At 59.7% G+C, this 25,171-nt stretch carries 26 protein-coding genes; 9 read left to right on the top strand and 17 right to left on the bottom strand.

Annotated elements, in window-relative coordinates; genetic code table 11:
* Positions 1 to 36 precede the first annotated feature (36 nt).
* The 12 genes from CKW16_RS26595 to CKW16_RS26540 form a co-directional block, all read right to left on the bottom strand.
* Entirely contained in the window at positions 37 to 630 is a 594-nt protein-coding gene (locus CKW16_RS26595; protein WP_095132036.1) for an NTP transferase domain-containing protein, read from the bottom strand.
* Positions 627 to 1,610, bottom strand: a complete 984-nt coding sequence (locus CKW16_RS26590) for an XdhC family protein (protein WP_095132034.1) — start codon at positions 1,608 to 1,610, stop codon at positions 627 to 629. Before CKW16_RS26590 ends, CKW16_RS26595 begins: the two co-directional genes overlap by 4 nt.
* A complete protein-coding gene (locus CKW16_RS26585) occupies positions 1,610 to 3,931 on the bottom strand; it encodes a xanthine dehydrogenase family protein molybdopterin-binding subunit (RefSeq protein WP_095132032.1) in 2,322 nt (773 codons plus the stop codon). Before CKW16_RS26585 ends, CKW16_RS26590 begins: the two co-directional genes overlap by 1 nt.
* Positions 3,928 to 4,401 carry a (2Fe-2S)-binding protein gene (locus CKW16_RS26580; protein WP_095132030.1) on the bottom strand — a complete coding sequence of 158 codons (474 nt, stop codon included), beginning with the start codon at positions 4,399 to 4,401 and terminating at the stop codon, positions 3,928 to 3,930. Before CKW16_RS26580 ends, CKW16_RS26585 begins: the two co-directional genes overlap by 4 nt.
* Before the next feature lie 246 nt (positions 4,402 to 4,647).
* Positions 4,648 to 5,667: a UDP-N-acetylmuramate dehydrogenase gene (gene murB / locus CKW16_RS26575; protein WP_095132028.1), complete on the bottom strand. Its 1,020-nt coding sequence runs from the start codon at positions 5,665 to 5,667 to the stop codon at positions 4,648 to 4,650.
* On the bottom strand, positions 5,664 to 6,128 hold the full coding sequence (locus tag CKW16_RS26570) for a low molecular weight protein-tyrosine-phosphatase (protein WP_095132026.1): 465 nt from the start codon (positions 6,126 to 6,128) through the stop codon (positions 5,664 to 5,666). Before CKW16_RS26570 ends, murB begins: the two co-directional genes overlap by 4 nt.
* Positions 6,128 to 6,892, bottom strand: coding sequence for a 3-deoxy-manno-octulosonate cytidylyltransferase (gene kdsB, locus CKW16_RS26565; RefSeq protein WP_095132024.1), 765 nt, complete (start codon positions 6,890 to 6,892; stop codon positions 6,128 to 6,130). The genes CKW16_RS26570 and kdsB overlap by 1 nt, the downstream gene beginning before the upstream one ends.
* The gene (locus CKW16_RS26560) at positions 6,889 to 7,074 is read right to left on the bottom strand and encodes a Trm112 family protein (RefSeq protein ID WP_007945752.1); all 186 of its coding nucleotides are present in this window, start codon (positions 7,072 to 7,074) and stop codon (positions 6,889 to 6,891) included. Before CKW16_RS26560 ends, kdsB begins: the two co-directional genes overlap by 4 nt.
* A gap of 22 nt (positions 7,075 to 7,096) precedes the next feature.
* Positions 7,097 to 8,107 (bottom strand): tetraacyldisaccharide 4'-kinase, encoded by a 1,011-nt coding sequence (lpxK, locus tag CKW16_RS26555; protein ID WP_095132022.1) that lies wholly within the window; start codon positions 8,105 to 8,107, stop codon positions 7,097 to 7,099.
* Positions 8,107 to 8,538, bottom strand: coding sequence for a biopolymer transporter ExbD (locus CKW16_RS26550; protein WP_095132020.1), 432 nt, complete (start codon positions 8,536 to 8,538; stop codon positions 8,107 to 8,109). The genes lpxK and CKW16_RS26550 overlap by 1 nt, the downstream gene beginning before the upstream one ends.
* Positions 8,535 to 9,170: a MotA/TolQ/ExbB proton channel family protein gene (locus CKW16_RS26545; protein ID WP_176471607.1), complete on the bottom strand. Its 636-nt coding sequence runs from the start codon at positions 9,168 to 9,170 to the stop codon at positions 8,535 to 8,537. Before CKW16_RS26545 ends, CKW16_RS26550 begins: the two co-directional genes overlap by 4 nt.
* Before the next feature lie 98 nt (positions 9,171 to 9,268).
* Positions 9,269 to 11,491 carry a DNA internalization-related competence protein ComEC/Rec2 gene (locus CKW16_RS26540; protein WP_095132016.1) on the bottom strand — a complete coding sequence of 741 codons (2,223 nt, stop codon included), beginning with the start codon at positions 11,489 to 11,491 and terminating at the stop codon, positions 9,269 to 9,271.
* A 135-nt stretch (positions 11,492 to 11,626) separates the two neighbouring features.
* Between CKW16_RS26540 and CKW16_RS26535 the strand changes: the two genes are divergently transcribed.
* Positions 11,627 to 12,145, top strand: coding sequence for a DUF2062 domain-containing protein (locus CKW16_RS26535; RefSeq protein ID WP_095132014.1), 519 nt, complete (start codon positions 11,627 to 11,629; stop codon positions 12,143 to 12,145).
* 143 nt (positions 12,146 to 12,288) lie between these two features.
* Here the strand turns inward: CKW16_RS26535 and CKW16_RS26530 are convergent, their stop codons facing one another.
* From CKW16_RS26530 to CKW16_RS26515, 4 genes are all read right to left on the bottom strand, one after another.
* The gene (locus CKW16_RS26530) at positions 12,289 to 13,068 is read right to left on the bottom strand and encodes an ABC transporter permease (RefSeq protein WP_010461900.1); all 780 of its coding nucleotides are present in this window, start codon (positions 13,066 to 13,068) and stop codon (positions 12,289 to 12,291) included.
* On the bottom strand, positions 13,065 to 13,997 hold the full coding sequence (locus CKW16_RS26525; protein ID WP_033056918.1) for an ABC transporter ATP-binding protein: 933 nt from the start codon (positions 13,995 to 13,997) through the stop codon (positions 13,065 to 13,067). Before CKW16_RS26525 ends, CKW16_RS26530 begins: the two co-directional genes overlap by 4 nt.
* A 133-nt stretch (positions 13,998 to 14,130) precedes the next feature.
* Positions 14,131 to 14,754: a glutathione S-transferase family protein gene (locus CKW16_RS26520; protein ID WP_095132012.1), complete on the bottom strand. Its 624-nt coding sequence runs from the start codon at positions 14,752 to 14,754 to the stop codon at positions 14,131 to 14,133.
* Between the two features lie 43 nt (positions 14,755 to 14,797).
* Positions 14,798 to 15,457, bottom strand: a complete 660-nt coding sequence (locus CKW16_RS26515) for a transglutaminase family protein (RefSeq protein WP_095132010.1) — start codon at positions 15,455 to 15,457, stop codon at positions 14,798 to 14,800.
* Between the two features lie 249 nt (positions 15,458 to 15,706).
* Here CKW16_RS26515 and CKW16_RS26510 point away from each other — a divergent pair, with 249 nt between their 5' ends.
* The gene (locus CKW16_RS26510) at positions 15,707 to 18,154 is read left to right on the top strand and encodes an acyl-CoA dehydrogenase (protein WP_095132008.1); all 2,448 of its coding nucleotides are present in this window, start codon (positions 15,707 to 15,709) and stop codon (positions 18,152 to 18,154) included.
* 83 nt (positions 18,155 to 18,237) lie between these two features.
* Positions 18,238 to 18,645, top strand: coding sequence for a PA2817 family protein (locus CKW16_RS26505; RefSeq protein ID WP_008152400.1), 408 nt, complete (start codon positions 18,238 to 18,240; stop codon positions 18,643 to 18,645).
* Between the two features lie 165 nt (positions 18,646 to 18,810).
* On the opposite strand, the gene CKW16_RS26500 is transcribed toward CKW16_RS26505, so the two are convergent.
* Positions 18,811 to 19,809 carry a LysR family transcriptional regulator gene (locus CKW16_RS26500; protein ID WP_095132006.1) on the bottom strand — a complete coding sequence of 333 codons (999 nt, stop codon included), beginning with the start codon at positions 19,807 to 19,809 and terminating at the stop codon, positions 18,811 to 18,813.
* A gap of 91 nt (positions 19,810 to 19,900) precedes the next feature.
* On the opposite strand from CKW16_RS26500, the gene CKW16_RS26495 reads away from it, so the two are divergent.
* The 6 genes from CKW16_RS26495 to CKW16_RS26465 all read left to right on the top strand — a co-directional run bounded on the left by CKW16_RS26495 (position 19,901) and on the right by CKW16_RS26465 (position 25,017).
* Positions 19,901 to 20,527: a hypothetical protein gene (locus CKW16_RS26495; RefSeq protein WP_095132004.1), complete on the top strand. Its 627-nt coding sequence runs from the start codon at positions 19,901 to 19,903 to the stop codon at positions 20,525 to 20,527.
* A gap of 92 nt (positions 20,528 to 20,619) precedes the next feature.
* Positions 20,620 to 21,390, top strand: coding sequence for a 2OG-Fe(II) oxygenase (locus CKW16_RS26490; protein ID WP_095132002.1), 771 nt, complete (start codon positions 20,620 to 20,622; stop codon positions 21,388 to 21,390).
* A gap of 1 nt (position 21,391) precedes the next feature.
* On the top strand, positions 21,392 to 22,030 hold the full coding sequence (locus tag CKW16_RS26485) for a LysE family translocator (protein WP_046049049.1): 639 nt from the start codon (positions 21,392 to 21,394) through the stop codon (positions 22,028 to 22,030).
* A gap of 636 nt (positions 22,031 to 22,666) precedes the next feature.
* Positions 22,667 to 23,899, top strand: coding sequence for a type II and III secretion system protein family protein (locus CKW16_RS26475; RefSeq protein WP_095131998.1), 1,233 nt, complete (start codon positions 22,667 to 22,669; stop codon positions 23,897 to 23,899).
* Between the two features lie 119 nt (positions 23,900 to 24,018).
* Positions 24,019 to 24,729 carry a hypothetical protein gene (locus CKW16_RS26470; RefSeq protein WP_095131996.1) on the top strand — a complete coding sequence of 237 codons (711 nt, stop codon included), beginning with the start codon at positions 24,019 to 24,021 and terminating at the stop codon, positions 24,727 to 24,729.
* Between the two features lie 18 nt (positions 24,730 to 24,747).
* On the top strand, positions 24,748 to 25,017 hold the full coding sequence (locus CKW16_RS26465; RefSeq protein WP_095131994.1) for a DUF3613 domain-containing protein: 270 nt from the start codon (positions 24,748 to 24,750) through the stop codon (positions 25,015 to 25,017).
* Positions 25,018 to 25,171: the final 154 nt, after the last annotated feature.

Genomic DNA, 25,171 nt, shown 5'->3' with positions numbered 1-25,171 from the left:
GCATTCCCACGCAGAGCGTGGGAACGATCATTACGATCATTGCGGGTAGATCAATTTCTCTGGAACATCCACATCCCACAACACCCCGGGATCGTCCACGGCCACCTCGACGACTCTCGCCTGCGCAAACAACGCCTTGGCGCCTCGATCACCGGACAACGCCCTCAATGCCGAACCAAAGCTGCGCCCAAATCCCACCGGATGCCCATACTCGCCTTGATGCACCGGAACACTGACGGCGTCATCAGCAATCCCCGCCACCACACGTTCAATACTCGACGGCAAGATAAACGGCATATCCCCCAGCACAATCAACCAGCCGCCGAGCTGCAGACACGCCGCCACCCCGGCCGCGATGCTGTCGCCCATGCCGGTCGATTCGATCAGCACAATCTCGCAACCATAAGCCTTGGCCATACGGATCACTTGTGGTCGATCCACAGTGGTCACCAGGACGCGCTTCTCAAGGGAGGCCGGCAAATTCACCAGCACTTGCTCGATCATCGAATGAACAGCACCCTCGCGTCCCGTGCAATCCGCCACCAGCTTGTCCCTCTCGGCACCGGCCTCCTGTCGAAACCGACTGCCCTGCCCCGCTGCCAGCACAATGACGCCGATGGGCTCGCTCATACCACCTCCTGCAACAGCTTCTTCTGCTTGAGCTCGACGCCGTTTTTGATCGCCACGATTTCGGCCAGCAGCGACAAGGCGATTTCCGCCGGTGTGTGGCTGCCAATGTGCAAACCGATCGGACCATGCAGCCGATCGATTGCCTCTTGTGACAAGCCTAGCTGAGCGAGGTTGTCCCGGCGTTTCTGGCTGTTGATCCGCGAGCCCAGCGCACCGACATAAAACGCCCTGGAATCCAGCGCCGTGAGCAGGGCCATGTCATCGAGTCGAGGATCGTGGGTCAGCGCGACGATGGCCGTACGCTCGTCAGTCTGGATGCTGAGCACCGCGTCATCGGGCATGCCCGAAACAAATCGTCCGTGCTGCTCTTCCCAGCCGTAAACGAACTCGGTACGTGGATCGCAGATCAGCACTTCGAAATCCAGCAGCCGCGCCATCTCGGCGACATAACGGGACAACTGCCCCGCACCGATCAGCAGCAACCGCCAACGCGGGCCGTAAATGGCCCGCAGCGTCTTGCCGTCGAACGTCAGGACATCCGTCTTGTCAGCCGGTTGCAGCATGACTTCACCCGTCTCGACACTGAGTGAGCGAGCAACGATTTCATGCGCCTCGCAGCGCGCCAGCAACTCGGCGACCCAAGCCGGATCGCCGACTCGCTCCTCGGTCAGGCGCAAGGTGCCGCCGCACGGCAAACCGAAGCGTGCCGCCTCCTCACGGGTGACGCCGTAAGTGATCAATTGCACCGGCGGCCCATCGGCGGGAATACGACCGTCGTGCAGCCGGGCAATCAAATCGTCTTCGACACAACCACCGGACACCGAGCCAATCACCACGCCATCTTCACGCAAGGCCAGCATGGCGCCAGGTGCCCGAGGCGCGGTGCCCCAGGTCTGGACCACGCTGTACAACACCACCCGCTGACCGGCGCGGCGCCATTCGAGCACGCTGCGCAGGACATTCAGATCGACGCTGTCCATCAGGCCTGCGCCTTCTGCCAACCTTGCAGCTGATAACGAACCGGCAAGTTGCGGATGCGCTTGCCAGTGGCGGCAAAGATTGCGTTGCACAGCGCTGGCGCAATCGGTGGCACGCCCGGTTCACCGACACCGCCCAATGGCACGTTGCCTGGCGGCGTGACCAGATGAACCGCGACCTCCTTCGGTGCCAAGGACATGCGCGCCACTTCGTACATATGGAAGTTGTCCTGCTGGACCTTGCCGTCCTTGAAGCTGATTTCCCCCAGCACCGCGTTGCCCAGACCCATGACACAGGCGCCTTCGAACTGCGCACGAATCCGCTCGGGGTTGATCTGCGGACCGCAATCCACCGCGATGTCGGCCTTGTGCACGATCAGCGTGCCGTCGTCTTTGACTTCGACCTCGATCACCGCCGCCACATAGGTCACGAAACTGTAATGCACTGCCAGCCCCAGGCCTCGGCCCTTGGGCAACTCGCGGCCCCAACCGGCGGCTTTGGCGGCAGTTTCCAGCACCGTACGCATCCGCGCCGTGTCGATCGGATAGCGCTCGGGGGATTCGCCGTAGTTCCACTCTTCACTCAAGGTACGAGGATCGATCTGCCGGTCCGGGCCGAGCAACTTGATCTGGTATTTGAGCGGATCCTGGCCGGCCTTGTGCGCCAGTTCATCGACAAAGCTCTGAATCGCAAACCCGTGAGGAATGTTCGACACCGAGCGATACCAGCCAACGCGTGTGTGAATCGCCGCTTCCGGGTTTTCCAGGCGCACGTTGGGGATCGCGTAAGCCATGTTGGTGAAGCCCATGCCCAGCTCGAAGGCCGCCTCATGGTTCATGCCCGGCGCAAACAGCGCGGTGATGCTCGGCGCCACGGTGCGGTGCAACCAGCCGGACGGCAGGCCGTCCTTGTTCAGGCTGGCTTTCAGGTACTCGGCCGACACCGTGTGGAAATAGGAACAGTGGATGTCGTCTTCACGGGTCCATTGCACCCGCACTGCCTTGCCAGGGAATTCCTTGGCGAGGATCGCGGCTTCAATGATGAAGTCCGGTTTGGATTTACGACCGAAACCGCCACCGAGTAAGGTGACGTTAAAGGTGACGTTATCGAACGGAATGCCGAGGCGTTCGCCAATTCGTTCACGGGAGACTTGTGGCGCCTGGCTTGGGGCCCAGGCTTCGCACACACCGTCCTTGAAGCGGGCGATGGCGACCATCGGTTCCATCGGCGCCTGCGTCAGGTGCGGCAGGTAATAGGACGCTTCGAGCGTGCTGTTGGCACTGCCCATGGCTTCGTCGATGTTGCCGGTATTGCGCACCACTTTGCCGGGTTTGAGGGATGCGGCTTCAATTTCCTTGCGGTAGGCGATCGAGTCGTAGCTGGCGTTGGGGCCATCGTCCCACTCGACTTTCAGCGCTTCGCGGCCCTTGATCGCCGCCCAGGTATTGCTGGCGACCACGGCCACGCCGCCCAGCGGTTGAAACTCCAGCGGCAGTGGACGATTTTCGATCTGAATGACCTTGATCACGCCCGGGACTTTCATCGCGGCGTTGGAGTCGACGGACTTAACCTTGCCGCCGTACACCGCAGGACGTGCAATGGTGGCGTAGAGCATGCCGTCGAAATGTACATCTGCACCGTAAATAGCGCGGCCATTGACGATGTCGGCACCGTCAATAGCCTTGGTGCCTTCCTTGCCGATATAGCGGAATTCCGACGGCTGCTTGAGCCGCAGGCTGTCACGCGCCGGTACCGCCAGCGCACCGGCTGCAGCGGCCAAAGCGCCGTAACCCAGCTCACGACCGGTCGGTTTATGGATGACTTTATGCAGCTGTGCATGGCATTCGCTGACTGGCACTTTCCACTGTTCGGCAGCGGCTTGTTCAAGCATGGTCCGTGCGGCAGCACCGCAGCGACGCATCGGCTCGTACCAGTGACGCATGCTGCGCGAGCCATCGGTGTCCTGGTTGCCGAAGCGCACTTCGTCGCCCGGCGCCTGTTGCACCTTCATCATCGCCCAATCGGCTTCCAGCTCATCGGCCACCACCATCGTCAGGCTGGTGCGCACACCCTGGCCCATTTCCGAACGGTTGCAGACCACGGTCACTATGCCGTCAGCGGCAATGCTGACGTAAATCTTCGGATCATCAACCCAGCCGTTGGGCATGCCATCGGCGCCGAATTTCTTCTCTTTCTCGGCAGCGAAAGCGTCTTGCCAGCCCCAGCTCGCCACCAGAACCAACGCACTGGTGGCGCCGACACCCTTGAGGAAACCGCGGCGACTGAGGTTGCTCAGCGCGAAATCATTCGGTAACGGGCTCATGCCTTGGCCTCCTTCAGGTGAGTGGATGCCTGGCGGATGGCGGTCTTGATGCGGTTGTAAGTGCCGCAGCGGCAAATATTGCCGACCATTGCCTCTTCGATCTGTTCGTCGCTGGGGTTCGGGTTGGTCTTGAGCAGCGCCGTGGCGGACATGATCTGCCCGCCCTGACAGAAACCGCACTGGGCCACGGCGGTGTCGAGCCAGGCTTGCTGGACGACTTGCCCGACCGGGTCGTTGTGCAATTCGTCGATGGTGGTGACGTTCTGCCCGTTCACGGAACTGATCGGCGTGATGCACGCCCGCGCAGGCTGGCCGTCGATATGAATCGTACAGGCACCGCACAGCCCCATGCCGCAGCCGAATTTCGTGCCTGGATGGCCGCCCGCTACATCGCGAATAGCCCACAGCAGCGGCATCTCGTCCGGTACATCCATTTTGTAGTCTTGACCGTTAAGCTTCAGGGTATTCATGGGCACGCCCGCATAGTTATTGGTTATGGGGTCGAGCAATCTGCCGCCAGAGGGGTTGGCGGTTGGCATCACGCAGATCGGCTCAGGCTAATGAGGCTCTCTTATGCGGACGGTAGCGTCTGCATCGGGCCTTTGATGGAGCAAACGTTTGCATCGTTAGGTGGCTAAGTTAACCCAGCATTAACAAAAAAGCCCTGCAACGTTAAACGTGTGCAGGGCTTTGAGATCAGTTTTGAAAGCGTAGCCTCAATACCGATTGGGCTCCATTTCCAGGTCAACATGGAAACGTTCTGAAATGTCTTTCTGGATGCGTTGCGCCAGGTTCAGCAATTGCAGACCGGTCGCGTTGCCATAGTTGACCAGCACCAACGCCTGCAATTTATGCACGCCGGCATCGGCGTCACGGAAACCTTTCCAGCCGGCCCGCTCGATCAGCCACCCTGCCGCCAGTTTCATCTGCCCGTCGGGTTGCGCGTAGGCCACCAGATCCGGGTATTCACCTTTGAGTTGCGCGACGAGCGCCGCTGGCACCAAAGGATTCTTGAAGAAGCTGCCGGCATTGCCGAGTACTGCCGGGTCCGGAAGCTTTTCGTTGCGGATGCTGCAAATCGCCTGGCTGACATCGGTGGCGGTCGGGTGATCGATACCTTGCTCGGTCAGGCGCTGGCGCACCGGGCCGTACTCCAGATGCAGGTGCGCGGCGCGGTCCAGGATGAACCGAACCCTCAGGATCAACCAACGCCCCGGTTCCTGTTTGAACAGGCTGTCGCGGTAGGCGAAGTTGCATTCTTCCAGGGTGAAGTCCCGCAGGTTGCCGGTCTGACGATCCAACGCGGTCAGGCCGGCGAACACGTCCTTGATCTCCACGCCATAGGCGCCGATGTTCTGCATCGGTGCCGCACCGACGGTGCCGGGAATCAGACTGAGGTTTTCCAGACCCGACAAACCCTGCGCCAGGGTGTGCTGCACGAACGGATGCCAAGGCTCGCCGGCCTCGGCTTCGATCACGACTTTGCTGCCGTCATCGCTCAGGATGCGAATCCCGCGCGTGGCCATGCGCAGCACCAGCGACTGGATATCGGCCGTCAGCAGCAGGTTGCTGCCACCGCCGATCACCAGCAGCGGCACGTCATGTTCCACCGCATAGGCCAGGGCTTCACGCACGTCGGCATCGCTGTGGGCCTCGGCAAACAGTCGGGCCTGAACATCGACGCCAAAGGTGTTGAACGGCTTGAGCGAAACCCGGGCGTGCACCTGCAAACTCATAACCGTCCCTTCAATTCGATCACCAGCAAATCACTGGCGCGCTCGATCAGGTCCAGCACCTGCTCGAAGCCTTGGTCGCCGTCGTAATACGGATCCGGCACTTCATCGATTTCCGACTGATAGCGACGCAGGAACAGATCCAGCTCGGCCTTGCCCCTGGCCGGTTGCAAGGCCTTGAGGTTGCGCAGATTGCTGTTGTCCATCGCCAGAATCAGGTCGTAGGTGGCGAAATCGGCGCGGGACACTTGCTGGGCGCGCTGAGCGGACAGGTCATACCCGCGCAGCTTGGCCGCCGCCTGACTGCGCTTGTCCGGGGCCTTGCCGACGTGCCAGTCACCGGTGCCGGCGGAAGCGACTTCGATTTGATCGGCCAGCCCCGCTTCGCGCAGTTTGTGTCGCAACACGCCTTCAGCCGTGGGCGAACGGCAGATGTTGCCCAGGCAGACAAACAAAACCCGCATCAGGCCTCCAGCAGGCGACGAACGCGCTCAAGGTCTTCAACGGTATCGACGCCGGTCGGCGGTGCGATCAGCGCGTCGGCGACGTGAATCCGCACGCCGTGCCACAGGGCACGCAGCTGTTCCAGGGATTCGGTATTTTCCAGCCAGCACGGGCCCCAGCTAACGAAGTCATGCAGGAAACCGGCGCGGTAGGCATAGATGCCGATATGCCGACGATACGGCACGCCTTCCGGCAATTGCTCGCGGCTTTTGGCGAACGCGTCGCGGGCCCACGGCAACGTGGCACGACTGAAGGTCAACGCCAGACCATCAAGGTCGCTGACAACCTTGACCACGTTGGGATTGAACAGGGTTTCCACGTCTTCGATCGGCTCGGCCAGCGTGGCCATGCGCGCTTCGGTGTGGGCGGCCAGGTTGGCGGCAACCTGATCGATCACACTCGGCGGGATCAGCGGTTCGTCACCCTGGACGTTGACCACAATGGCGTCGGGCGCCAGGCCCAGCTTCGCGGCGACTTCGGCCAAACGGTCGGTGCCGGAATTGTGATCTTCGCGGGTCAGCACCACTTCAGCGCCAAACCCGTTGCAGGCCTCGACGATGCGCGCATCGTCAGTGGCAACCACCACGCGCTGAGCACTGCTTTTGCTCGCCTGTTCCCAGACGTGCTGGATCATCGGCTTGCCGGCGATCAGCAGCAGCGGTTTGCCCGGCAAGCGGGTGGAGGCGTAACGCGATGGAATGACAACGGTAAAGGCTGTGGTCATTTATCCAGACGCTCGTCGGTGGTCAGGGTGCGGGCTTCGGTTTCGAGCATCACCGGGATGCCGTCGCGAATCGGGTAAGCCAGGCCTGCGCCCTTGCTGATCAGCTCGGTTTTGTCGGCGCTGAGCTTGAGCGGGCCTTTGCAGACCGGGCAAGCGAGGATATCGAGCAATTTGGTGTCCATGAGCATTCCCTGGATAAATGGATTAAGGCAAAAGACGAGCCGGCAACAGGCGCATCAGCTGCGTATCGAACCAGGCCACGAAGGCCGGCGATGGCGCAGCATCGACCGCCAGGTACCACCAATCGGCAGCGGCGAAGGCACGGCACTTCACCGCGTCCTTTTCGGTCATCACCAACGGCAATGACGGTGTGAAATTCAAGGCCTGCACGCTGTATTCGGCGTGGTCGGCAAACGCATGCGGAACTGGCTGCCAGTGTAGCGTTTCGAGGGTTGTGAAGAAACGTTGCGGATTGCCGATCCCGGCCACGGCGTGCAGCGCCTGGCCAGCGGGAAAGTGGTCAAGGGGACGCCGTTCGCCACTTTGCAGATTGATCAATTCGGTGGGTTGAAGCTGGAAGGCAAAACCGCCGTCGCGATCGGCATCGGCACCGTTGTACAGCACCGCGTCGACGCTTTGCAGGCGCTCGGCCGGTTCGCGCAATGGCCCGGCGGGCAGGCAGCGCTGGTTGCCCAAACCTCGGGCGGCGTCGATCAGCACCAGTTCAAGGTCGCGGGCCAGACGGTAATGCTGCATTCCGTCGTCGGACAGGATCAGGTCCAGTGGCTCACTCGCCAGCAGCGCTTTGACGGCACGGCTGCGGTCGGGGTCGATCATCAACGGAACGCCGGTACGCTGGACGATCAACAGCGGTTCGTCGCCTGCGATCTCGGCGCTTTGATCCGCCTCAACCCGCCACGGCAGTTGCGGCGGTTTGGCGCCGTACCCCCGACTGACCACGCCGACCCGCAAACCACTGCGCTGGCAGTGCTGGATCATCCAGAGAATCAGCGGCGTCTTGCCGGTGCCGCCGACGGTGATGTTACCGACCACGATCAGCGGCACCGGCGGTTGATAGATCTCGCCCTCACCCGCCAGAAAACGCTTGCGCTTGTTCATGACCACGCGCCGATACAGCCACTCCAGCGGCTGCAACAGCTTCAGGGCCGGATGACCTTGGTACCATGCGGCGAGCAAGCGATCGGACATGGCCATCAGGGTGCGGGCGGCGCCGCCTCGACAGTGGTCATGCGCAGGTGGCTGAAACCGAGTTTACCGGCGGCGTCCATGGCGGTAATGACGGACTGATGCTGGGTCTTGCCATCAGCGCTGATGGACAGCGGCAGTTTGGTGTCGCCATTGGATTCTTTCTGCAGCGCGTCCATCAGGGTCGCCAGGTCGTTCTTGGGCAATACCTGATTATTCACCGAGAAGGCGCCTTCGGCACTGATTGCAACATCCACGTGTTTGACCTGCTGGTCTTCGGCAGGCGAACCGCTGACCGCTTCCGGCAGATCGACACGCAACTGGGTTTCACGGGTAAAGGTGGTCGTCACGACAAAAAACAGCAGCAGGATAAACACCACGTCAATCAGCGACGCGAGGTTGATGTCTACCGTTTCCCGCGGTTTGCGGCGGAATTTCACGCTTTGCCCCCATTCAGGTCAACATCACGGTCACCCTGTACCACCTCGACCAGTTTGATCGCTTCCTGCTCCATGCCCACCACCAGTTCATCGATCCGGCGTTGCAGGAACCGGTGGAAGAATACCGCCGGAATACCGACCATCAGGCCTGCGGCCGTGGTGATCAGAGCCTTGGAAATACCGCCGGCCAGCACCGCAGCGTTAGTGCCCATGCCCGTGCCCATGAACGCGCTGAAAATGTCGATCATGCCGAGCACCGTACCCAACAGACCCAGCAATGGGGCCATGGCAGCGATGGTGCCCAACGCGTTGATGTAGCGTTCGAGCTCGTGGATGACCCGCGCAGCAGCCTCTTCGATGCACTCTTTCATGATCTCGCGACCATGCCTGGAGTTGGCCAGGCCAGCGGCAAGGATCTCGCCCAACGGCGAGTTGGCGCGCAGTTCCTTGAGTTTGTCTTTATTGAGTTGTTTATCCTTGATCCAGACCCAGACCTGCCCGAGCAAATGCTCCGGGGTCACACGGCTGGCTCGCAGGGTCCAGAGACGTTCGGCGACGATCGCCATGGCTGCGATGGAACTCAGAATGATCGGTATCATCATCCATCCGCCGGATTTGACCAATTCCCACACAGTGACAGTCCCCTCGAAAAAGTGCGCCACTCTAACATAGGGGGTGAGCGCACCGAAGACCGTGATGTCGCATCCAGTCGGTCTTTAATCCCTGCGGGTTACTGCGCAGAGCGCCAGAAACGCCGTTCTTGACGCATCGTCCATGGCGGCTTGAAGCGTCCCAGTTGCAGACGGATGGCACCTTGCTCGGCGCTGTCATGGATCGATATGCCGCGCTTTCGATAGCGCGCCATGATCGTGGGATGGGGATGACCGAATGAATTGCCCTGGCCGCGGGAGATCAACACCGCTTGGGGCTGCAACACGGCAAGCAACGCCATCGATGACGAACTGCGACTGCCATGGTGCGGCGCCTGCAACCAATCGGTGGTGACGGCCAGTGGACTGTCGAGCAGCGCCCGCTCGGCTGCGGCATCTATATCACCTGTCAATAACAGACGCTCACCGTTGGCTTCTATCTGCAGGACGCAGGATTTTTGATTGCTGTCGCTGGCCGAAGACCACTGCCAGAGCTGGAACCTCACATCATCCCAGACCCATTGCTTGCCACTCTCGCAGCCTTCCGCCTGCAATTCGGCCGGCAGCGCCAGGGGATCGCCACTGACCACCCGTTTCACTGGCAGGCCATTGGCAACGGCCCGGGCGCCGCCCGCATGATCGGCGTCGGCATGGCTGATCAGCATCAAATCGAGCCCCTCAACGCCCAGTTTGCGTAATGTCGGCAGCACCACCCGCTCGCCCAGGTCGAAATCGCCGAAACGTGGCCCGGTGTCATACAACAGTGTGTGATGACGGGTGCGCACCAGGATGGCCAAACCCTGACCGACATCCAGCTGCCAGATTTCGGCCATGCCTTCCGGCAAGACCTGCCGGGGTGGAAAAACCAGCAACAACAGCATCGGCCAACCCAACGAGCGAAACGGCACACCCCGAGGCATTAATAGTAGAAAGGCACCGAGTGTGCCCAGCGCCCATATCCACAACGGGATCGCCACCGGCACCCACGCGGGTAAATACCCGGCCATCAGAGCCAGGCCCTTGAACAAAAGGTCGATCAAACCTCCTGCCAACCACAGCAACCCTTCGCCCACGTAAGGAAGGGGTAAAAACAACGTACCCAGCAATGCCGGAGGCAGCACTATCAGGCTGATCCACGGCACCGCGAGCAAATTGGCCACCGGCCCGCTGAGACTGATCGGCAACCCGAGCACCAGCAGCAACGGGCACAGACCGATCGCGATCAGCCATTGGGCGCGGGTCCATGTTTGCCACCAACGCCATGGGCCCAGCCGACCACCGAAGGTGAAGATCAACACCGCCACCGCCGCGAACGACAGCCAGAAACCCGGTTGCAGACTCGCCAGCGGGTCGAGCAGCAAAACACCGTCGAGCGCCAGCAACAGCGGCCACCAGGCGCCGAGGTGACGAAATCGCAGGCGCCACAACAGCACCAGGCCGATCATCACGCAGGCCCGCCGCACCGGCACCTCGAAACCGGCCAGCAGCCCGTAACCGAGAGCGGCCGCGAACGCCAGTCCACAGGCCCACGGCAGCCAAGGCAAGCGTTTCGGCCACAGGCCATAACGGGCCAGCCCAGCGATCAGCAGATACACCAGCCCTGCCAACAATCCGATGTGCTGTCCGGATATCACCAACAGATGAACGGTGCCGGTGTCTTGCAGCACCTGCCAGTCTTCGCGACTCAGTCCGGCGCCATCCCCCAGCACCAACGCCGTCAGCGCACCCGTTCGCCCCTGGGCATCCACGGCCTGCAAGCGCTGACGGATGCCGTCGCGCCAGGCCCACTGGGCTTCCTTGAGTCGCTGGCCATCCTTGACCGTCCCGGTCGCGCCGATGCGTTGCGCCAGCAGCCAGGCGTCGTAATCGAAGGCATGGGGGTTGAGCAGCCCCGCAGGACGCTTCAACTTGACCGCCAGTCGCCACTGTTCGCCGCTGTTGACTGGCGGCCCGTCATACCAGGCCAGACGCAGCAGTTGCGGCACCTTGCCATGTCGGGACCGGGCGTCCGCCAACTCGAAACGCACGACGGCCTCATTGTTCTGGGGCAATCCCGTCACCCGACCTTCGACCCAACGGGTTTCGCCATCGAGGCTGATCGGCAGCCGATCGTCCAGCGCCCACTGCGCATTCGCGCCTGCCCAACTGAAGCCGAACAGGAAAAATGCCAGTGGATAGCTGCGAAACGGCAGCAACATCAAACCGATTACCGGCAGCAACATCCATAACCAGACCGGTGGTAATACCGGTAAAAAACGCAGGATCAACAGACCCAACGCCAGCGCCATCATCCCTGTGCGCATACGCCCGTCCTTGAGAGTCCCCTCCTAGGCATAGCCGGCTAATCGCACAGGCATCGTTATTAATTGTCACAAAGTCTGAATGGGCGGTTCATAAAATCCAGACATACTTGCCGCCTTAACCGACCGAGAAGCCTTATGCCCCGGCGCTTATTCAAACGTTACATGCCAGACCCGATCATCATCAGGGAACACAAGTCGTTACGCTTTCTCGGCACCCTGCTGCATGACCCGAACCTCTGGCACCTCAACCGCCATTCCGTCGCACGGGCCATGGCTGTGGGTCTGTTCGCGGCGTTCCTGCCTATTCCGCTGCAGATGCTGCTTGCCGCCATTCTCGCCATCATCGTGCGCGGCAACATGCCGATTGCGGTCAGCCTGGTCTGGCTGACCAACCCGATCACCATGCCGGCGGTGTTCTTCTGCACTTACCAGACCGGCGCCTGGCTGATGGACGTTCCTACCCGCCATTTGCCGGACGAGCTGACCTGGGAATGGATCAGCGGCGAACTCTCGACGCTTTGGCAGCCGTTCTTACTCGGCTCGGTGGTGACGGGACTGGTGCTCGGCGCGCTCGCCTATTGCCTGACCATGATGTACTGGCGTTGGTGGGTCGGGCGGCAGTGGCGGCGGCGCCAGAAAAGACGGACGCAGTAAACGCAAAACGGCCTCCATTGTTGGAGGCCGTTTGTTTTGCAGTGTCTGGGCTGACGCCTTCGCGAGCAAGCTTTGCTCCTACAGGTACGGTGGCGCCCTTGTAGGAGCAAAGCTTGCTCGCGATGCAGGCGACTCGGTATCTCTTATGTACGCATCCCACGACCACTGACCAGCAGCCGTGCACAACCGATGTACAACACCACCGTCGCCACCAGCATGAAGGTGATCGCCACGCTGATCCTGATGTCCGAAACGCCAAGAATGCCGTAACGGAACGCGTTGACCATGTGCAGCACCGGGTTGGCCAGGGACACCGTCTGCCAGAATGGCGGCAGCAAGGAGATCGAGTAGAACACCCCGCCCAGGTAGGTCAGCGGTGTCAGCACAAACGTCGGGATGATCGAGATGTCATCGAAGTTGCGCGCAAACACGGCGTTGATGAAGCCCAGCAGCGAGAAGATCGTCGCCGTCAGCACCACCACCAGAATGGTCACGCCCAGGTGATGCACCTGCAACTCGGTGAAGAACAGCGACAGCAGGGTCACGATGAGCCCGACCATCAAGCCACGCAGCACGCCACCCAGGGTGTAGCCGATCAGAATCGTATGCGGCGACACGGGCGACACCATCAACTCTTCGATGGAGCGCTGGAACTTGCTGCCGAAGAAACTCGAGACCACGTTGCCGTAGGAGTTGGTGATCACCGACATCATGATCAGCCCCGGCACGATGTACTCCATGTAGGTGAAGCCACCCATGTCACCAATCTGCCGGCCGATCAGATTGCCGAAGATCACGAAGTACAGAACCATGGTGATGGCCGGCGGCAGCAGCGTCTGCGGCCAGATCCGGGTAAAGCGTTTGACCTCTCGGTAAACGATGGTGTTGAGGGCAACGAGGTTGGGTTGCAGCTCGGAACTCATACCGCCACCTTCGACAGATTTTTCTCCACCAGGGACACGAACAACTCCTCGAGGCGATTGGTTTTGTTACGCAGGCTCAACACTTCGATGTTCTGCTGCGCCAATTGGGTGAACAGCGCGGTGATGCCCATGGCCTTGTCGACCTGAACTTCAAGGGTGTGGCTGTCGAGCAGCTTGGTCGGGTAACCGAGCAACTGCGGCGCGGTTTGCAAAGTGTTTTTGAGGTCGAGCAGGAACGTTTCCACATGCAGTTGGCCGAGCAACTGTTTCATGCTGGTGTTCTCGACGATGGTGCCGTGGTCGATGATGCCGATGTTGCGGCACAACTGCTCAGCCTCTTCCAGGTAGTGGGTGGTGAGGATGATGGTGATGCCTTTCTTGTTCAGCTCGGTGAGGAACGTCCACATCGAGCGACGCAGTTCGATGTCCACACCCGCCGTCGGTTCGTCGAGGATCAGCAGGCGCGGTTCGTGGACCAGCGCACGGGCGATCATCAGTCGACGCTTCATGCCGCCGGACAGTGAACGCGACGGCGTATCGCGCTTGTCCCACAGGCCCAGTTGGGTCAGGTACTGCTCGGCGCGTTCCTTGGCGATTTTCGGCGGGATGCCGTAATAACCGGCCTGGGTCACGACGATATCGAAGGTTTTTTCGAACTGGTTGAAGTTGAATTCCTGAGGCACCACGCCGATGGAGCGCTTGAGCTGCGCAGGATTCTTGTCCAGGTCGTGACCGAAGATATTCACCGTCCCGCTGGTCTTGTTCACCAGGGTCGAGAGAATGCCGATGGTTGTGGATTTGCCGGCGCCGTTAGGGCCGAGCAAAGCGAAAAAGTCACCTTCGGCGACGTCCAGATCGATACCACTCAAGGCCTGGAAACCGTTGCCGTAGGTTTTGGTTAGCTGCCGGATGGACAGAGCGGAACTCATATCGGATTTACGCACCAAGAAGGGAAGAAAGGGATAAATAAGGCTGGGCGGCGACTGATACAACCGCGGCGCACGAGCGCAATGGTGCTTGTCGCCGCCACACAAGTACAGTCAAGTGTGTCGATAGTGAGTATTAAGTCAACGCGGTCATAACCGCTTTCTGATACGCCGGACGCTGTTTCAGGCGTGCATACCAGGCTTGCAGATGAGGCTGCGGCGCGCGCTCGATCGGCATCTCGAACCAGGCATAAATGAAACTGCCCAGAGGAATGTCGCCCATGCCGATCTCATCGCCGGACAGGTACGGTTGGGTCGCCAGCGCCTGATCGGCCATGGACAGCAGGCTATCGCACTCCTTGATCGCGGCGTTGATTGCGGGCCAGTCCTGCTTGTCTTCCGGCGTGCGCAATACGCCCCAGAACACCGTGCGGAACGGCCCGGCAAAACTTGAAGTGGTCCAGTCCATCCACTTGTCGGCAGAGGCCCGGGCCTGCAGATCCTCTGGATACCAGGCTGTGCCGTTGGCGTGGCGAGCCATCAGGTAACGCACGATGGTGTTGGATTCCCACAGCACGAAACCCTCGTCTTCAATCACCGGCACGCGGCCATTGGGATTCATCGCGCGGTACTCCGGCGTATCGACTACACCAAAGGCGCCGCCGGCGTCGATGGCTTCATAAGCCAGGCCCAGCTCCTCGGCGGCCCACAAAGGTTTTCTGACATTCGACGAGTTTTTCCGACCCCAGATCTTCAGCATGACCGCCTCTTTATGGATGAATGCGCAGGCAGCATACGCCGGATCAGGCGCGACTCAAATCGCTCTGCATGTCACCCAGCAGTGCAGGCAGTGCGTCGCTGAACAGATGCGGATAGCACTTCTCGAGGTGATCGAAAAAGAACGTTTCAGGCACGTCGGTGAACTGGCCGTGGTCGATCAGGTATTCCATCAATGGCTCGCCGTCGCGATTGAACGGATGGAAAACGCTGTCGTTGATGCCGTCGAATTCCAGTGGTGCGACATTGAACAGTTCGCACAAGCCTTGGTTGAACGCTGGTGTGGCTTTGACCCAGCTGTCGTTCAGGTAAAGCTCCGTATAACCGTGCATGGCGAACACGTCGCTCTTGAGTAGTTCAAGCAGGCGCGGCGTCGACAAATGATTGCGCACGTCCGCCAGACCGATCCGCGCGGGAATCCCGCAATGCCGAGCTGCACCTGCCAGCAGCGTGGCTTTGGGTACGCAATAACTCTCCCCCGCTGCCAACGCATAACTGCCGCGCAAGGTTTCCGGGTCGCGACTGAAGGTGTAAGGGTTGTAACGCACGGCTTCGCGCACGGCGTAATAGAGATTGATCGCCTGTTCTAGAGGATCGCGACGGCTGCCGCGATGTTTTTCGGCGAACTCCACCACCGACGGGTGGTCACTATCGATGAAGCGGCCGGGACTCAGATACTCGTGCATGAGAACAATCTCCTGGGGAAGCCACGAGTCTAGCGACACGTTCAGCACAGAGATAACGACGTTTCGGCCAAACATGGACGCTTTGCCGCCCGCCCAACGAACGATTTCCGCGGCCTGCTGCCCATCGGGCCTACAAAACTCATCCATGGTTTCCCACGAATTCAATCACATCGCTCTGACCACCCTGTTTTGCGGATGCCGTCTAAGCTCTGAAAGTTGGTTTTGCCCTGGTTTCACGGAGGATTAAATATGCTGCTGTTGTGGATACTGGTTCTGGTTGTCGGGATTGCTTATTTAGCCCACCGACGCATCGCTCCACTGCCGGCCTTGGGTATCGTTGCCGTCTACCTGGTGGCGATGGGTGTTTTCAGCCGCGCGCCAGGTTGGCTGTTGCTGATTTACTGGGTGTTGATCGCGGCTGTGGCTGCGCCATTGTTGTTGCCCGACCTGCGCCGCAAATTTTTCAGCGCGCCGCTGTTCAGCTGGTTCCAGAAAACCCTGCCTCCGATGTCGGAAACCGAACGCGATGCCATTGAAGCCGGCACCGTGTGGTGGGACGGCGAACTGTTCAGCGGTCGCCCGGACTGGAACAAATTGCTGTCCTATCCAAAAGTGCAGTTGAGCGAAGAAGAACAGGCCTTCATCGACGGCCCGACCGAAGTACTCTGCACCATGGTCAGCGACTGGCAGCTCGGTCAAACCATGGACTTGCCGGCCGAAGCCTGGACTTACATCAAGGAACAAGGCTTCTTCGCCCTGATCATTCCCAAAGAGTTTGGCGGCAAGGGTTTCTCGGCCTATGCCCACTCTCAAGTGGCGATGAAACTGGCGAGCCACAGCGGCGATCTCGCGTCCACCGTGATGGTCCCCAACTCCCTCGGCCCGGCCGAACTGTTGCTGCATTACGGCACTGACGAACAACGCAACCATTACCTGCCACGACTGGCGCGCGGTGACGACATCCCGTGCTTCGCATTAACCGGGCCACTGGCCGGTTCCGACGCTGGAGGCATGCCCGACACCGGGGTCATCTGCAAAGGTGAATGGGAAGGCAAGGAAACCTTGGGCCTGCGCCTGAACTGGGAAAAGCGTTACATCACACTTGGCCCTGTCGCCACCCTGCTCGGCCTCGCGTTCAAGGCCTACGACCCGGATCACCTGCTGGGTGAGGAGGAAGACCTGGGCATCAGTCTGGCATTGATCCCGACCGATATCGCCGGTGTGGAAATCGGTCGTCGCCACCTGCCCCTGGGTGCGGCGTTCATGAATGGTCCGAACTCCGGCAAGGATGTGTTCGTGCCGCTGGAGTTCCTCATCGGCGGCCAGGAAATGCTCGGCAAGGGCTGGATGATGCTGATGAATTGCCTGTCGGTCGGGCGTTCCATTTCCCTGCCAGCAGTGGGCACCGGTATGGCCAAGTTCACCAGCCTGGTGACAGGCCAGTACGCCCAGATTCGCGAGCAGTTCAATGTGCCGATTGCGACTTTCGAAGGCATTCAGGAAGCCATGGCGCGCATCGGCGGCAACGCCTGGATGATGGATGCCGCGCGGATGCTGACCGCCAACGCTGTGGATCTCGGCGAGAAACCGTCGGTGCTGTCGGCGATTCTCAAATACCACCTCACCGAACGCGGCCGCGAATGCATCAGCCACGCGATGGATGTGCATGGCGGCAAAGCAATCATCATGGGGCCGAACAACTACCTCGGTCGCAAATGGAACGGCGCGCCGATTTTCATCACGGTAGAAGGTGCGAACATTCTCTCGCGCAACCTGATGATCTTCGGTCAGGGTGCGATTCGCTGCCATCCCTTCGTACTTAAGGAAATGGCCCTAGCCGGTCGTGAAGACAAGGATCAGGCCCTCACCGAATTTGATGGCCTGCTGCTCAAGCACATCGGTTTCGCCGTGAGTAACGCCGCCAGCACGCTGGTGCTGAACCTTGGTTTCGGTCACTTCGAACACGCGCCAGGCGACAAGCTCAGCCAGGGCTACTTCCGCGCCCTCAATCGCCAGGCTGCTGCGTTCGCCATGCTCGCCGACCTGAGCATGATGCTGCTGGGCGGCGAATTGAAACGGCGCGAACGTCTGTCGGCACGTCTTGGGGATGTGCTCAGCAACCTGTACCTCGCCTCCGCCGCACTCAAGCGTTACCACGACCTCGATTCACCGGAGCACATGGCACCGCTGTTTACCTGGGCCATGGAAGAAAGCCTGGGTCAGTCGGAACGAGCGCTGGATGAACTGCTGACCAACTTCCCGAACAAGGTGTTGGGTTGCCTGTTGCGGGTGATCGTGTTCCCGTTCGGTCGTCGTCACAAAGGGCCATCGGACAAACTCGGCGCCGAAGTGGCTGCGGTGATCGGCCGTGCCAAGGGTGATCCGACCCTGGAGGAGTTGCTCGGCGGTTGCTACCGGCCGCAATCCACTGATGACCCGGTTGGCGCCCTGCAACATGCGTGTAACCTGCTGAGTGCCGCGCAACCGTTGCGCAAAAAGCTTCACATCGCGCTCAAAAGCGGCCAGGTCAAACCGGTCGCCGGGGAACACGTCATCGATGCAGCGCTTGAGGCTGGCGTGTTGCAGCCCGTGGAAGCGCAGAACCTGCGTAACGCCGAAGCGGCGCGGCGCAAGGTGATTGATGTCGATGATTTCGACAAAAAGGAGCTGGCGCTGGGCAAAGGAAAGGTCCGCTGATCCATCCTGCGTCCTCTACCATGTAAAAAAGGGCGCGGGCGCTTTATACTCCCGCGCCCGTTTTGCTCTTGAGGACTTATCTCGTGTCCAATGTCGTTGCCGATCATCTTGTCTTGCTCGACCACCTGCGCAGCATCCTGGTCGCCGTAGGTGAGGCCGAACAGGTTCCCGAAGAAAGCCATGCCTTGTTCCTGGAGCGCTTCGACGAACTGCGTGCGTTGCTGCCGGTCGACCCGATCGAAAGCCAATACCTGGGCCAGGACATTCTGTGCCAGGTGATCACCCGCTACCCGCAAATCGCCCACCTGGTCCCGCGCGACCTGCTGTGGTACTTCGCCGGTGACTGCCTGCATTACATGCCCGACGATGAAATCGACTTGTATCAGGCGCTGGAAGAACGTCGTTTCGAAGCTGAACAAAACGACGAACCGTTCGACTGGAACCAGGAAAAACAGCTGCTGGCGATGTCGAAAGACGACAGTAAGCACTGATCCCCGGTCAGAAATGCAAAAGGCCCGCATGGTTGAACATGCGGGCCTTTTTTGTGGCATTGCCGAGTGCTGCGGTGTCTGGGTGGACGCCTTCGCGGGCAAGCCTCGCTCCTACAGGGTTAGCGCTACGCCTGTAGGAGCGAGGCTTGCCCGCGAAGGCGTCCTTCAAAGCAACCCATCACTCTCGGGCAACTCATACTGCGCAGCGACTTTTCCCAAAGCACTGGGCTTGCCCGGCTTGCTCAGGGTCGGCTCCCTTTCCAGGCACTCCACCAGATAGTCAATCAGCACCCGTAACTTCGGTGGCAGATAACGGGTCGGCGAATGCAGCAGCCAGGCACCGCCGTGGTAAGACGCCAGGAAAGTCCAGTCCGGCAGCACCTGCACGATCAGCCCCTGCTCCAGCGCATAACGTGCGGTGAAGTACGGCAGGCTGCCAATCCCGATGTGCTGCAACACCGCGCCCAAACGCACGCCGGTGTGATTGGCCGCATACCGTCCGCGCACGCCAACGGTTACGGCCTTGCTGCCTTTCTTGAATTTCCAGCGTGCATCGCTAGGCGTTTCGCCCAGATAGATGCAGCTGTGGTTGAGCAAGTCGTGGGGATGGGTCGGTGTGCCGTGTTCGGCCAGGTATTGCGGCGTTGCACAAAGCAAATGATCGATGGTGAGCAATTGCCGCCCGACCAGTCCTGCAGGTGGCCGTTCTGTAATACGAATCGCCAGATCAACGTTGTCGTCGATCAAATCCACCTGGCGGTCCTCAAGTAACAGCTCCACATCCACTTTGGGATAACGCCGCAGAAATTCCGGCATATGCGGATGAATCACGAATCGCCCCACCGCCTTCGGCACACTGACGCGCACCAGTCCTTCCGCTTCATGGGTGAACTGACCGCTGATTTCCATCACCGACTTGGCTGCGCTGACCATCTCCTGGCAACGCTTGAACACCTCTTCGCCACCGTCGCTCAAACGCAGTTTGCGCGTGGTTCGCTGCAGCAAACGGGTGGCGAGCGCCTTCTCCAGGCGCGAAATGCTGCGACTGACCGCCGAGGGTGAAGAACCCAACTGGCGAGCAGCCTCGGAGAAGCTGCCGGTCTCGACAACCTTGACGAAAATCGCCATTTCACCGAGCAGCGGTAGTGGAAGATTTATGCTCACAGCGCAACAGTCCTTTGATGTTTGAACGGATTATCACGCAATTCCACGCTTCATATAATAAAAAATAGAATTGTTAATAAGGGCATGGAATATGACGCTTCGCCTCTTTTTCCATAGTGATGACCTCAAAGCCAATGTGGAAGTCCTGGATTGCACGCCCCACGAGAACGAATTTGCCGTGGTGCTGCGCGCCACGTTGTTTCATCCCCAAGGCGGTGGACAGCCCTTTGACACCGGCTGGATCGGCGAAAGCCAAGTACTGCGGGTGGTTCAGGATCCAGAGCGGATCATTCATTTCGTCGAGCATCCGGTAAAACCGGGCATGACTCAGATTCGGGTCGACGAACAACGCCGCCAGTTCAATTCACGCATGCATTCCGCCGGCCACCTGATCGGCCACTTTGTCCAAGCGCTAGGTTGGATGCCGATCAAGGCTCATCACTGGCCGGGCGAAGGACGCGTGCAATTCAAACCGGCAGAGTCGGCAAAAGAGGTTGATGCCGAGATGATTCAGCACGGCATCGAGCAGTGGATCGCCCATGATCTGCCGCGCCTGACGTCGATGCGTGAAGGCGCCCGGGAAATCGGTTTCGGTGACCTGCCCGCCTACGGCTGCGGTGGCACCCATGTACGCAGCCTGAAGGATTTGGGCACGGTCACGATCGCTTCCCTTTCACTGAAGAAGGGAACGCTGTCAGTCCACTACAGCGTGGATTGAGCATTTGGGCGATGCCGTTCCTGTCATCGCCTGACGCCGGGGGAACCTGCGCTCGCGGGTTCTGTTGACTATCTGATAGATGGACCTAAGACATGATGCTTGACGTCGAGCGTCTCGATGAGACGTGCATAAAAAAACTGGCCAACGAAGAAGTCCTCGCCATCCGCGTCAAAGGCTTGTTGCCCAAGCCGCTGGCGATTCAGATTGGCGACAAGATCCTCGCCCCCGGCTTCGAAGGCTATATCAATGCGCCGAGCATCGGTCGCATCGGCATGGCGTTTTATGAAGCAGAAAACCAGCCGCTGCTGATCGAAGATTATTTCGAACGCGCCACCCGCAATATTGCGGAATTGCGCAACCGGTGTGCGCCCTATTCATCCCCCGTCGACACCCTGCGCTGCATGCTCGACGAGTCCTGGCCGGCGGGTGCGCACCTGGAGAATCTCTACGGTCGCAAGATGTATGTCGGGCTGTCCCGGGTGGTGAAACCCGGGATCTGTTTTCTGGCCCACCACGACATTTTCGCCAAGGACGCCCCGGACAGTTACCAGGCCAGAAGCCTGGAAGCGCAGTTCGCCTGCAATGTTTACCTGAACATGCCCACCGAGGGTGGCGCACTGCAGATGTGGGACCACGACATTTCCCCGGACCAGTTCGACGAAATGCGTGGCGACAGTTACGGAGTCGATCCGGCTCTGCTCGGGACACCGACCCTGGAGATTCTTCCCGAGCCGGGTGATTTCATCATGTTCAATTCGCGCTGCATGCACTCGGTGACACCGGGCGTGGTTGATCCGCGTTTGAGCCTTTCGTTCTTTGTCGGCTATCGCGGCAATGCTTCACCCCTTACTTTCTGGAGTTGAGATGCTTTCGAACTACCTGGGCGAGTTTCTGGCGCTGGCAACTATCCACTTTCTGGCCGTGGTCGCACCCGGACCGGACTTCGCAGTGACCATCCGCCAGAGCGTGCGCTTCGGTCGACTGGTCGGGATTTGCACGGCGCTGGGCATCGGTGCGGGCATTTCCGTGCATGTGCTTTACACCCTGTTCGGCGTCGGCGCATTGATGCATACCACGCCTTGGCTGTTGACGGTGGCCAAGGTCGTGGGCGGCGCCTACATTCTGTACCTCGGCGTAAGCCTGCTGCGCAGCCAACCCAAATCTATGCCGGAGGGTGAAAAAAATGCAGACGAACCGATGGTCGAGCAAACACTGCTAAAAGCGTTTACCACCGGGTTTCTGACCAATGCCACCAACCCCAAGGCGACACTGTTTTTCCTGGCAATCTTCACCACGATCATCAGCACCACGACACCACTCAAGATTCAGGCGCTATACGGTCTCTGGATGTGTTTCGTGAACGCACTGTGGTTTGTCATCGTTGCGCTGTTCTTTTCAAGCAGCAGGGTGCGGTTGCTGTTCATGCGCCTGGGGCACTGGTTCGAGCGGAGCATGGGGGTGATCCTGATCCTGTTTGCCGGTCGGTTGATTTTGTCGATGTAAATACGCGTGAATCGAGCAGGAGGCGGCTTCACAGCCGCCGTCCTCTCACACCACCGTACGTACGGTTCTACGGACTGGACACTCAGCATAACCCGTCAATATCAGGCAACCGCACTGCGCTACAACCTTGCCCGCACCGCTCGCCCGCCCGCCTTTCTCCAGCCTTTGCACCCGTGGTTTTTTATAAAAATCATGGCACTTTGGTTTGATTGAACTAACGTCAAGCAATAAGAAGTCATAACGGCTCGAGTTTTCACGTTAGCTTCAGTGATCAGATGGTGAATAGGCAAAAGGAGTTACCTCTCTATGATCCTGTCAGGCGTTTTCCGGCTCTGTACCTTCATTGCCGATTACTTTCCGGGGGAGCCAGGTCGGCGGACAGTACCGTCCATAGCCGCAAGTTTCGCTCTGGCGGGCAGTCCAGGTAACCGGATCACTAAAAACCGTTTTAGCAAAGGTCGCTCGCTGTCCAGGCAGATCAGCGAATTGCGCCCGCTCGTGTGTAGCACGTAAGGAATAACACCAAGGCCATGGACAAGTGGTCTGACGCATTGGGGGGGATAGTCCGGTCCCCGTGAAGTGATCCGTGACAAATCAGTCAGCCTAAAGATGGCCTATCCAGTGAGGATGTATTAAATGAGCCTTCGTCCCGTGCCCGCTTTCAAGCGAATCATCCATGGCCTGTTCTGGACAGGCCTCAGCGTGAATGCGGCTCAGGCCGCGCCGAGCAATTGTTCGCAACTGGACAATTGGCCGACAACGTATGAGGTCGGCCAGGGGCTGCAAAGTGAACTGCGCAGCCCCGTTCCGGTAACACAACTGGCGGTGGGTGACCCGAAAATTGCCGACGTGCAATCCAGTGCCAACAGTGGCAACAACGCCTTCATACTCACGGGCGTTGCACCGGGGACCACCAGCCTGATGGTCTGGACCGCCTGTTCGAAAACGCCGCGCCAAAGCATGGTGTTCGTCAAGGGTAAGGCCACCGCGGCGCTGACCAGCGTCTCGACAATACCTTCCGAAGACCCGCTGTTGCCGATCCAGGTGCAAACCGACATCCGCTTCGTTGAAGTCAGCCGGACCAAACTCAAGGAAGCCAATGCCTCGATTTTTGGTCGCCAAGGCAACTTCCTGTTCGGCTCGCCGAGAACCTTGCCCACCATCGACGGCATTGTCAGGCCGTCGTTGCCGGTGAACAACGACATGTTCAACCTCTCCTTTTTGTCCAGCGATACTCTGGTGTCGATCAACGCGCTGGAAGGCAGCGGTTTCGCCTACACCCTGGCACGACCAAGCCTGGTAGCGCTCAGTGGGCAGAGTGCGAGCTTCCTGGCGGGTGGTGAAGTGCCGATTCCGGTGCCCAGTTCAGGCAGCGATAACGTGTCCATCGAGTACAAGGAATTCGGTATCCGCCTGACCCTGACACCTACCATCGTCGGGAAAAACCGTATCGCGCTGAAGGTGGCACCGGAAGTCAGTGAACTGGACTTCAGCAACGCTGTGAGCATCGCCGGCACCATCGTTCCGGCGCTGACCATACGCCGTACCGACACCAGCATCTCCCTGGCCGACGGCGAAAGCTTCGTCATCAGCGGCCTGATCAGCACCCGCAACAGTTCCCAGATAAACAAGTTTCCGGGGTTGGGTGATATCCCGATTCTGGGGGCGTTCTTTCGCGACAACGCCATCAACCGTGAAGAGCGTGAACTGTTGATGATCGTCACCCCTCACCTGGTCCAGCCACTGGCTGTCAACGCAAAACTGCCGTCGTTGCCAGGCGAGCAACTGCGTAATTACGACCCGAACTTCTACCGCATGTTCTTCCTCGAACGTGGCGACTTCGACAGTCTCAGCGGGCTCTCGCAATGAGCCATGACCTGAACCAGACGTGTCTCGCCCTCACTCGTAACGGTGACCTTGAACGCTTGTCGGGCCAGATTTATTGCCACTGGCCAGGCGTTCAACGCGTTGTAGCCAGAGGACATTCGATGAAAGCAGTCATTGCAATAACAGCGACATTGATGCTCGCAGGCTGTGCGTCCAACGGCGTGTCTTCGCGGCCACCTGAATGCGCCAAGCCCGCTTCGGAGCAAGAGCTGGCCCTGAACCTGGCCGACAACATGGCCAACGATGGTCGTTTGTATGCCAGTCTGGCGAATCTTGAAGGTTTGCCTGACAGTCTGGTCCAGGTTCGCCTGCGCAAGGCCCGGGTGTTGCGCTTGATGGGGCGTAGCGAGGCGGCGCCGTTGTACGAAAGCTTGCTTCGCACCTGCCTGGCGGCTGATGGGGAACATGGTCTGGGCCAGTTGGCCGCAGCCAAAAATGATAACGCCGCCGCGACCCTTCACCTTGAGCGTGCGGTGAAGATGGCCCCCACCGACGACAAGATGCGCAATGACCTGGGGGTCGTCTACCTCAATCAGCGACGGATCCCGGAAGCGCGTTTTGAGTTCATGACCGCCATGGAACTCAAGCAGGCAAACACACTGGCGGCACTCAACATGGTGACGTTGCTGATCTACCAGGATAACTGGAAGGCGGCTTCCGAACTCGTGACCCGCGCCGACTTGAGCCCCAAGCAAGTTGCGGAGGCTCAGGCCCGCGCGGAAAAACTCAAGGCCTCCGCCAACAAGGTGGTGGCTTCCGAGGGGAATCGCCGGACTGAGGTAGCCGATGCCTCTTCCAGTGCGAACAAGTAGAACGTACGAGGAGTCGAGATGAAGACCAAAAGACTTTTGATCGTGTGCATGGCGTGCCTGTCCACCACTGCCTGGGCCATTGAGCCGGGCCCCTCTTCGCCGTATCAACAAGGCACCGAGCAGTGGTTGCAACTGCAGATTCGCGGTGTGGTTGCCTCCCCTCACCTGCAAACCGCTTCGGCCACTGAACGTGACTTGGCCATGCAGCGCTGGCTGAATAGCTTCAACTACCCGATTCCGGAATTTTATGACCAGGATGCAGCGGGAGAAATGAGCACCGGCAACTGAGGCATGTCGATGGGTGATCAGCCTCTGGCGTAGTCCAGAGTAGCCTGGCTGCAAAGCCGGGCTTAATGTCGTGTGCAGGAAAGCAGTGGTCTCTACACATTATTCAACCCTGGCCGGATTACCCCGAAGCTGTCGCAGGTTCGGGCCGCGTTCG

The sequence above is a fragment of the Pseudomonas sp. Irchel s3h14 genome (genome assembly GCF_900187425.1).
Classification (GTDB): Bacteria; Pseudomonadota; Gammaproteobacteria; order Pseudomonadales; family Pseudomonadaceae; genus Aquipseudomonas.
This window is presented reverse-complemented; position numbering and strand designations above follow the sequence as displayed.

Excerpts from the sequence above, each read along its gene's own strand:
- CKW16_RS26595 (WP_095132036.1), bottom strand. The coding sequence starts at position 630 with ATGAGCGAGCCCATCGGCGTCATTGTGCTGGCAGCGGGGCAGGGCAGT.
- CKW16_RS26590 (WP_095132034.1), bottom strand. The coding sequence starts at position 1,610 with ATGGACAGCGTCGATCTGAATGTCCTGCGCAGCGTGCTCGAATGGCGC.
- CKW16_RS26585 (WP_095132032.1), bottom strand. The coding sequence starts at position 3,931 with ATGAGCCCGTTACCGAATGATTTCGCGCTGAGCAACCTCAGTCGCCGC.
- CKW16_RS26580 (WP_095132030.1), bottom strand. The coding sequence starts at position 4,401 with ATGAATACCCTGAAGCTTAACGGTCAAGACTACAAAATGGATGTACCG.
- murB (WP_095132028.1), bottom strand. The coding sequence starts at position 5,667 with ATGAGTTTGCAGGTGCACGCCCGGGTTTCGCTCAAGCCGTTCAACACC.
- CKW16_RS26570 (WP_095132026.1), bottom strand. The coding sequence starts at position 6,128 with ATGCGGGTTTTGTTTGTCTGCCTGGGCAACATCTGCCGTTCGCCCACG.
- kdsB (WP_095132024.1), bottom strand. The coding sequence starts at position 6,892 with ATGACCACAGCCTTTACCGTTGTCATTCCATCGCGTTACGCCTCCACC.
- CKW16_RS26560 (WP_007945752.1), bottom strand. The coding sequence starts at position 7,074 with ATGGACACCAAATTGCTCGATATCCTCGCTTGCCCGGTCTGCAAAGGC.
- lpxK (WP_095132022.1), bottom strand. The coding sequence starts at position 8,107 with ATGGCCATGTCCGATCGCTTGCTCGCCGCATGGTACCAAGGTCATCCG.
- CKW16_RS26540 (WP_095132016.1), bottom strand. The coding sequence starts at position 11,491 with ATGCGCACAGGGATGATGGCGCTGGCGTTGGGTCTGTTGATCCTGCGT.
- CKW16_RS26535 (WP_095132014.1), top strand. The coding sequence starts at position 11,627 with ATGCCCCGGCGCTTATTCAAACGTTACATGCCAGACCCGATCATCATC.
- CKW16_RS26530 (WP_010461900.1), bottom strand. The coding sequence starts at position 13,068 with ATGAGTTCCGAGCTGCAACCCAACCTCGTTGCCCTCAACACCATCGTT.
- CKW16_RS26525 (WP_033056918.1), bottom strand. The coding sequence starts at position 13,997 with ATGAGTTCCGCTCTGTCCATCCGGCAGCTAACCAAAACCTACGGCAAC.
- CKW16_RS26520 (WP_095132012.1), bottom strand. The coding sequence starts at position 14,754 with ATGCTGAAGATCTGGGGTCGGAAAAACTCGTCGAATGTCAGAAAACCT.
- CKW16_RS26515 (WP_095132010.1), bottom strand. The coding sequence starts at position 15,457 with ATGCACGAGTATCTGAGTCCCGGCCGCTTCATCGATAGTGACCACCCG.
- CKW16_RS26510 (WP_095132008.1), top strand. The coding sequence starts at position 15,707 with ATGCTGCTGTTGTGGATACTGGTTCTGGTTGTCGGGATTGCTTATTTA.
- CKW16_RS26495 (WP_095132004.1), top strand. The coding sequence starts at position 19,901 with ATGACGCTTCGCCTCTTTTTCCATAGTGATGACCTCAAAGCCAATGTG.
- CKW16_RS26490 (WP_095132002.1), top strand. The coding sequence starts at position 20,620 with ATGATGCTTGACGTCGAGCGTCTCGATGAGACGTGCATAAAAAAACTG.
- CKW16_RS26485 (WP_046049049.1), top strand. The coding sequence starts at position 21,392 with ATGCTTTCGAACTACCTGGGCGAGTTTCTGGCGCTGGCAACTATCCAC.
- CKW16_RS26475 (WP_095131998.1), top strand. The coding sequence starts at position 22,667 with ATGAGCCTTCGTCCCGTGCCCGCTTTCAAGCGAATCATCCATGGCCTG.
- CKW16_RS26470 (WP_095131996.1), top strand. The coding sequence starts at position 24,019 with ATGAAAGCAGTCATTGCAATAACAGCGACATTGATGCTCGCAGGCTGT.
- CKW16_RS26465 (WP_095131994.1), top strand. The coding sequence starts at position 24,748 with ATGAAGACCAAAAGACTTTTGATCGTGTGCATGGCGTGCCTGTCCACC.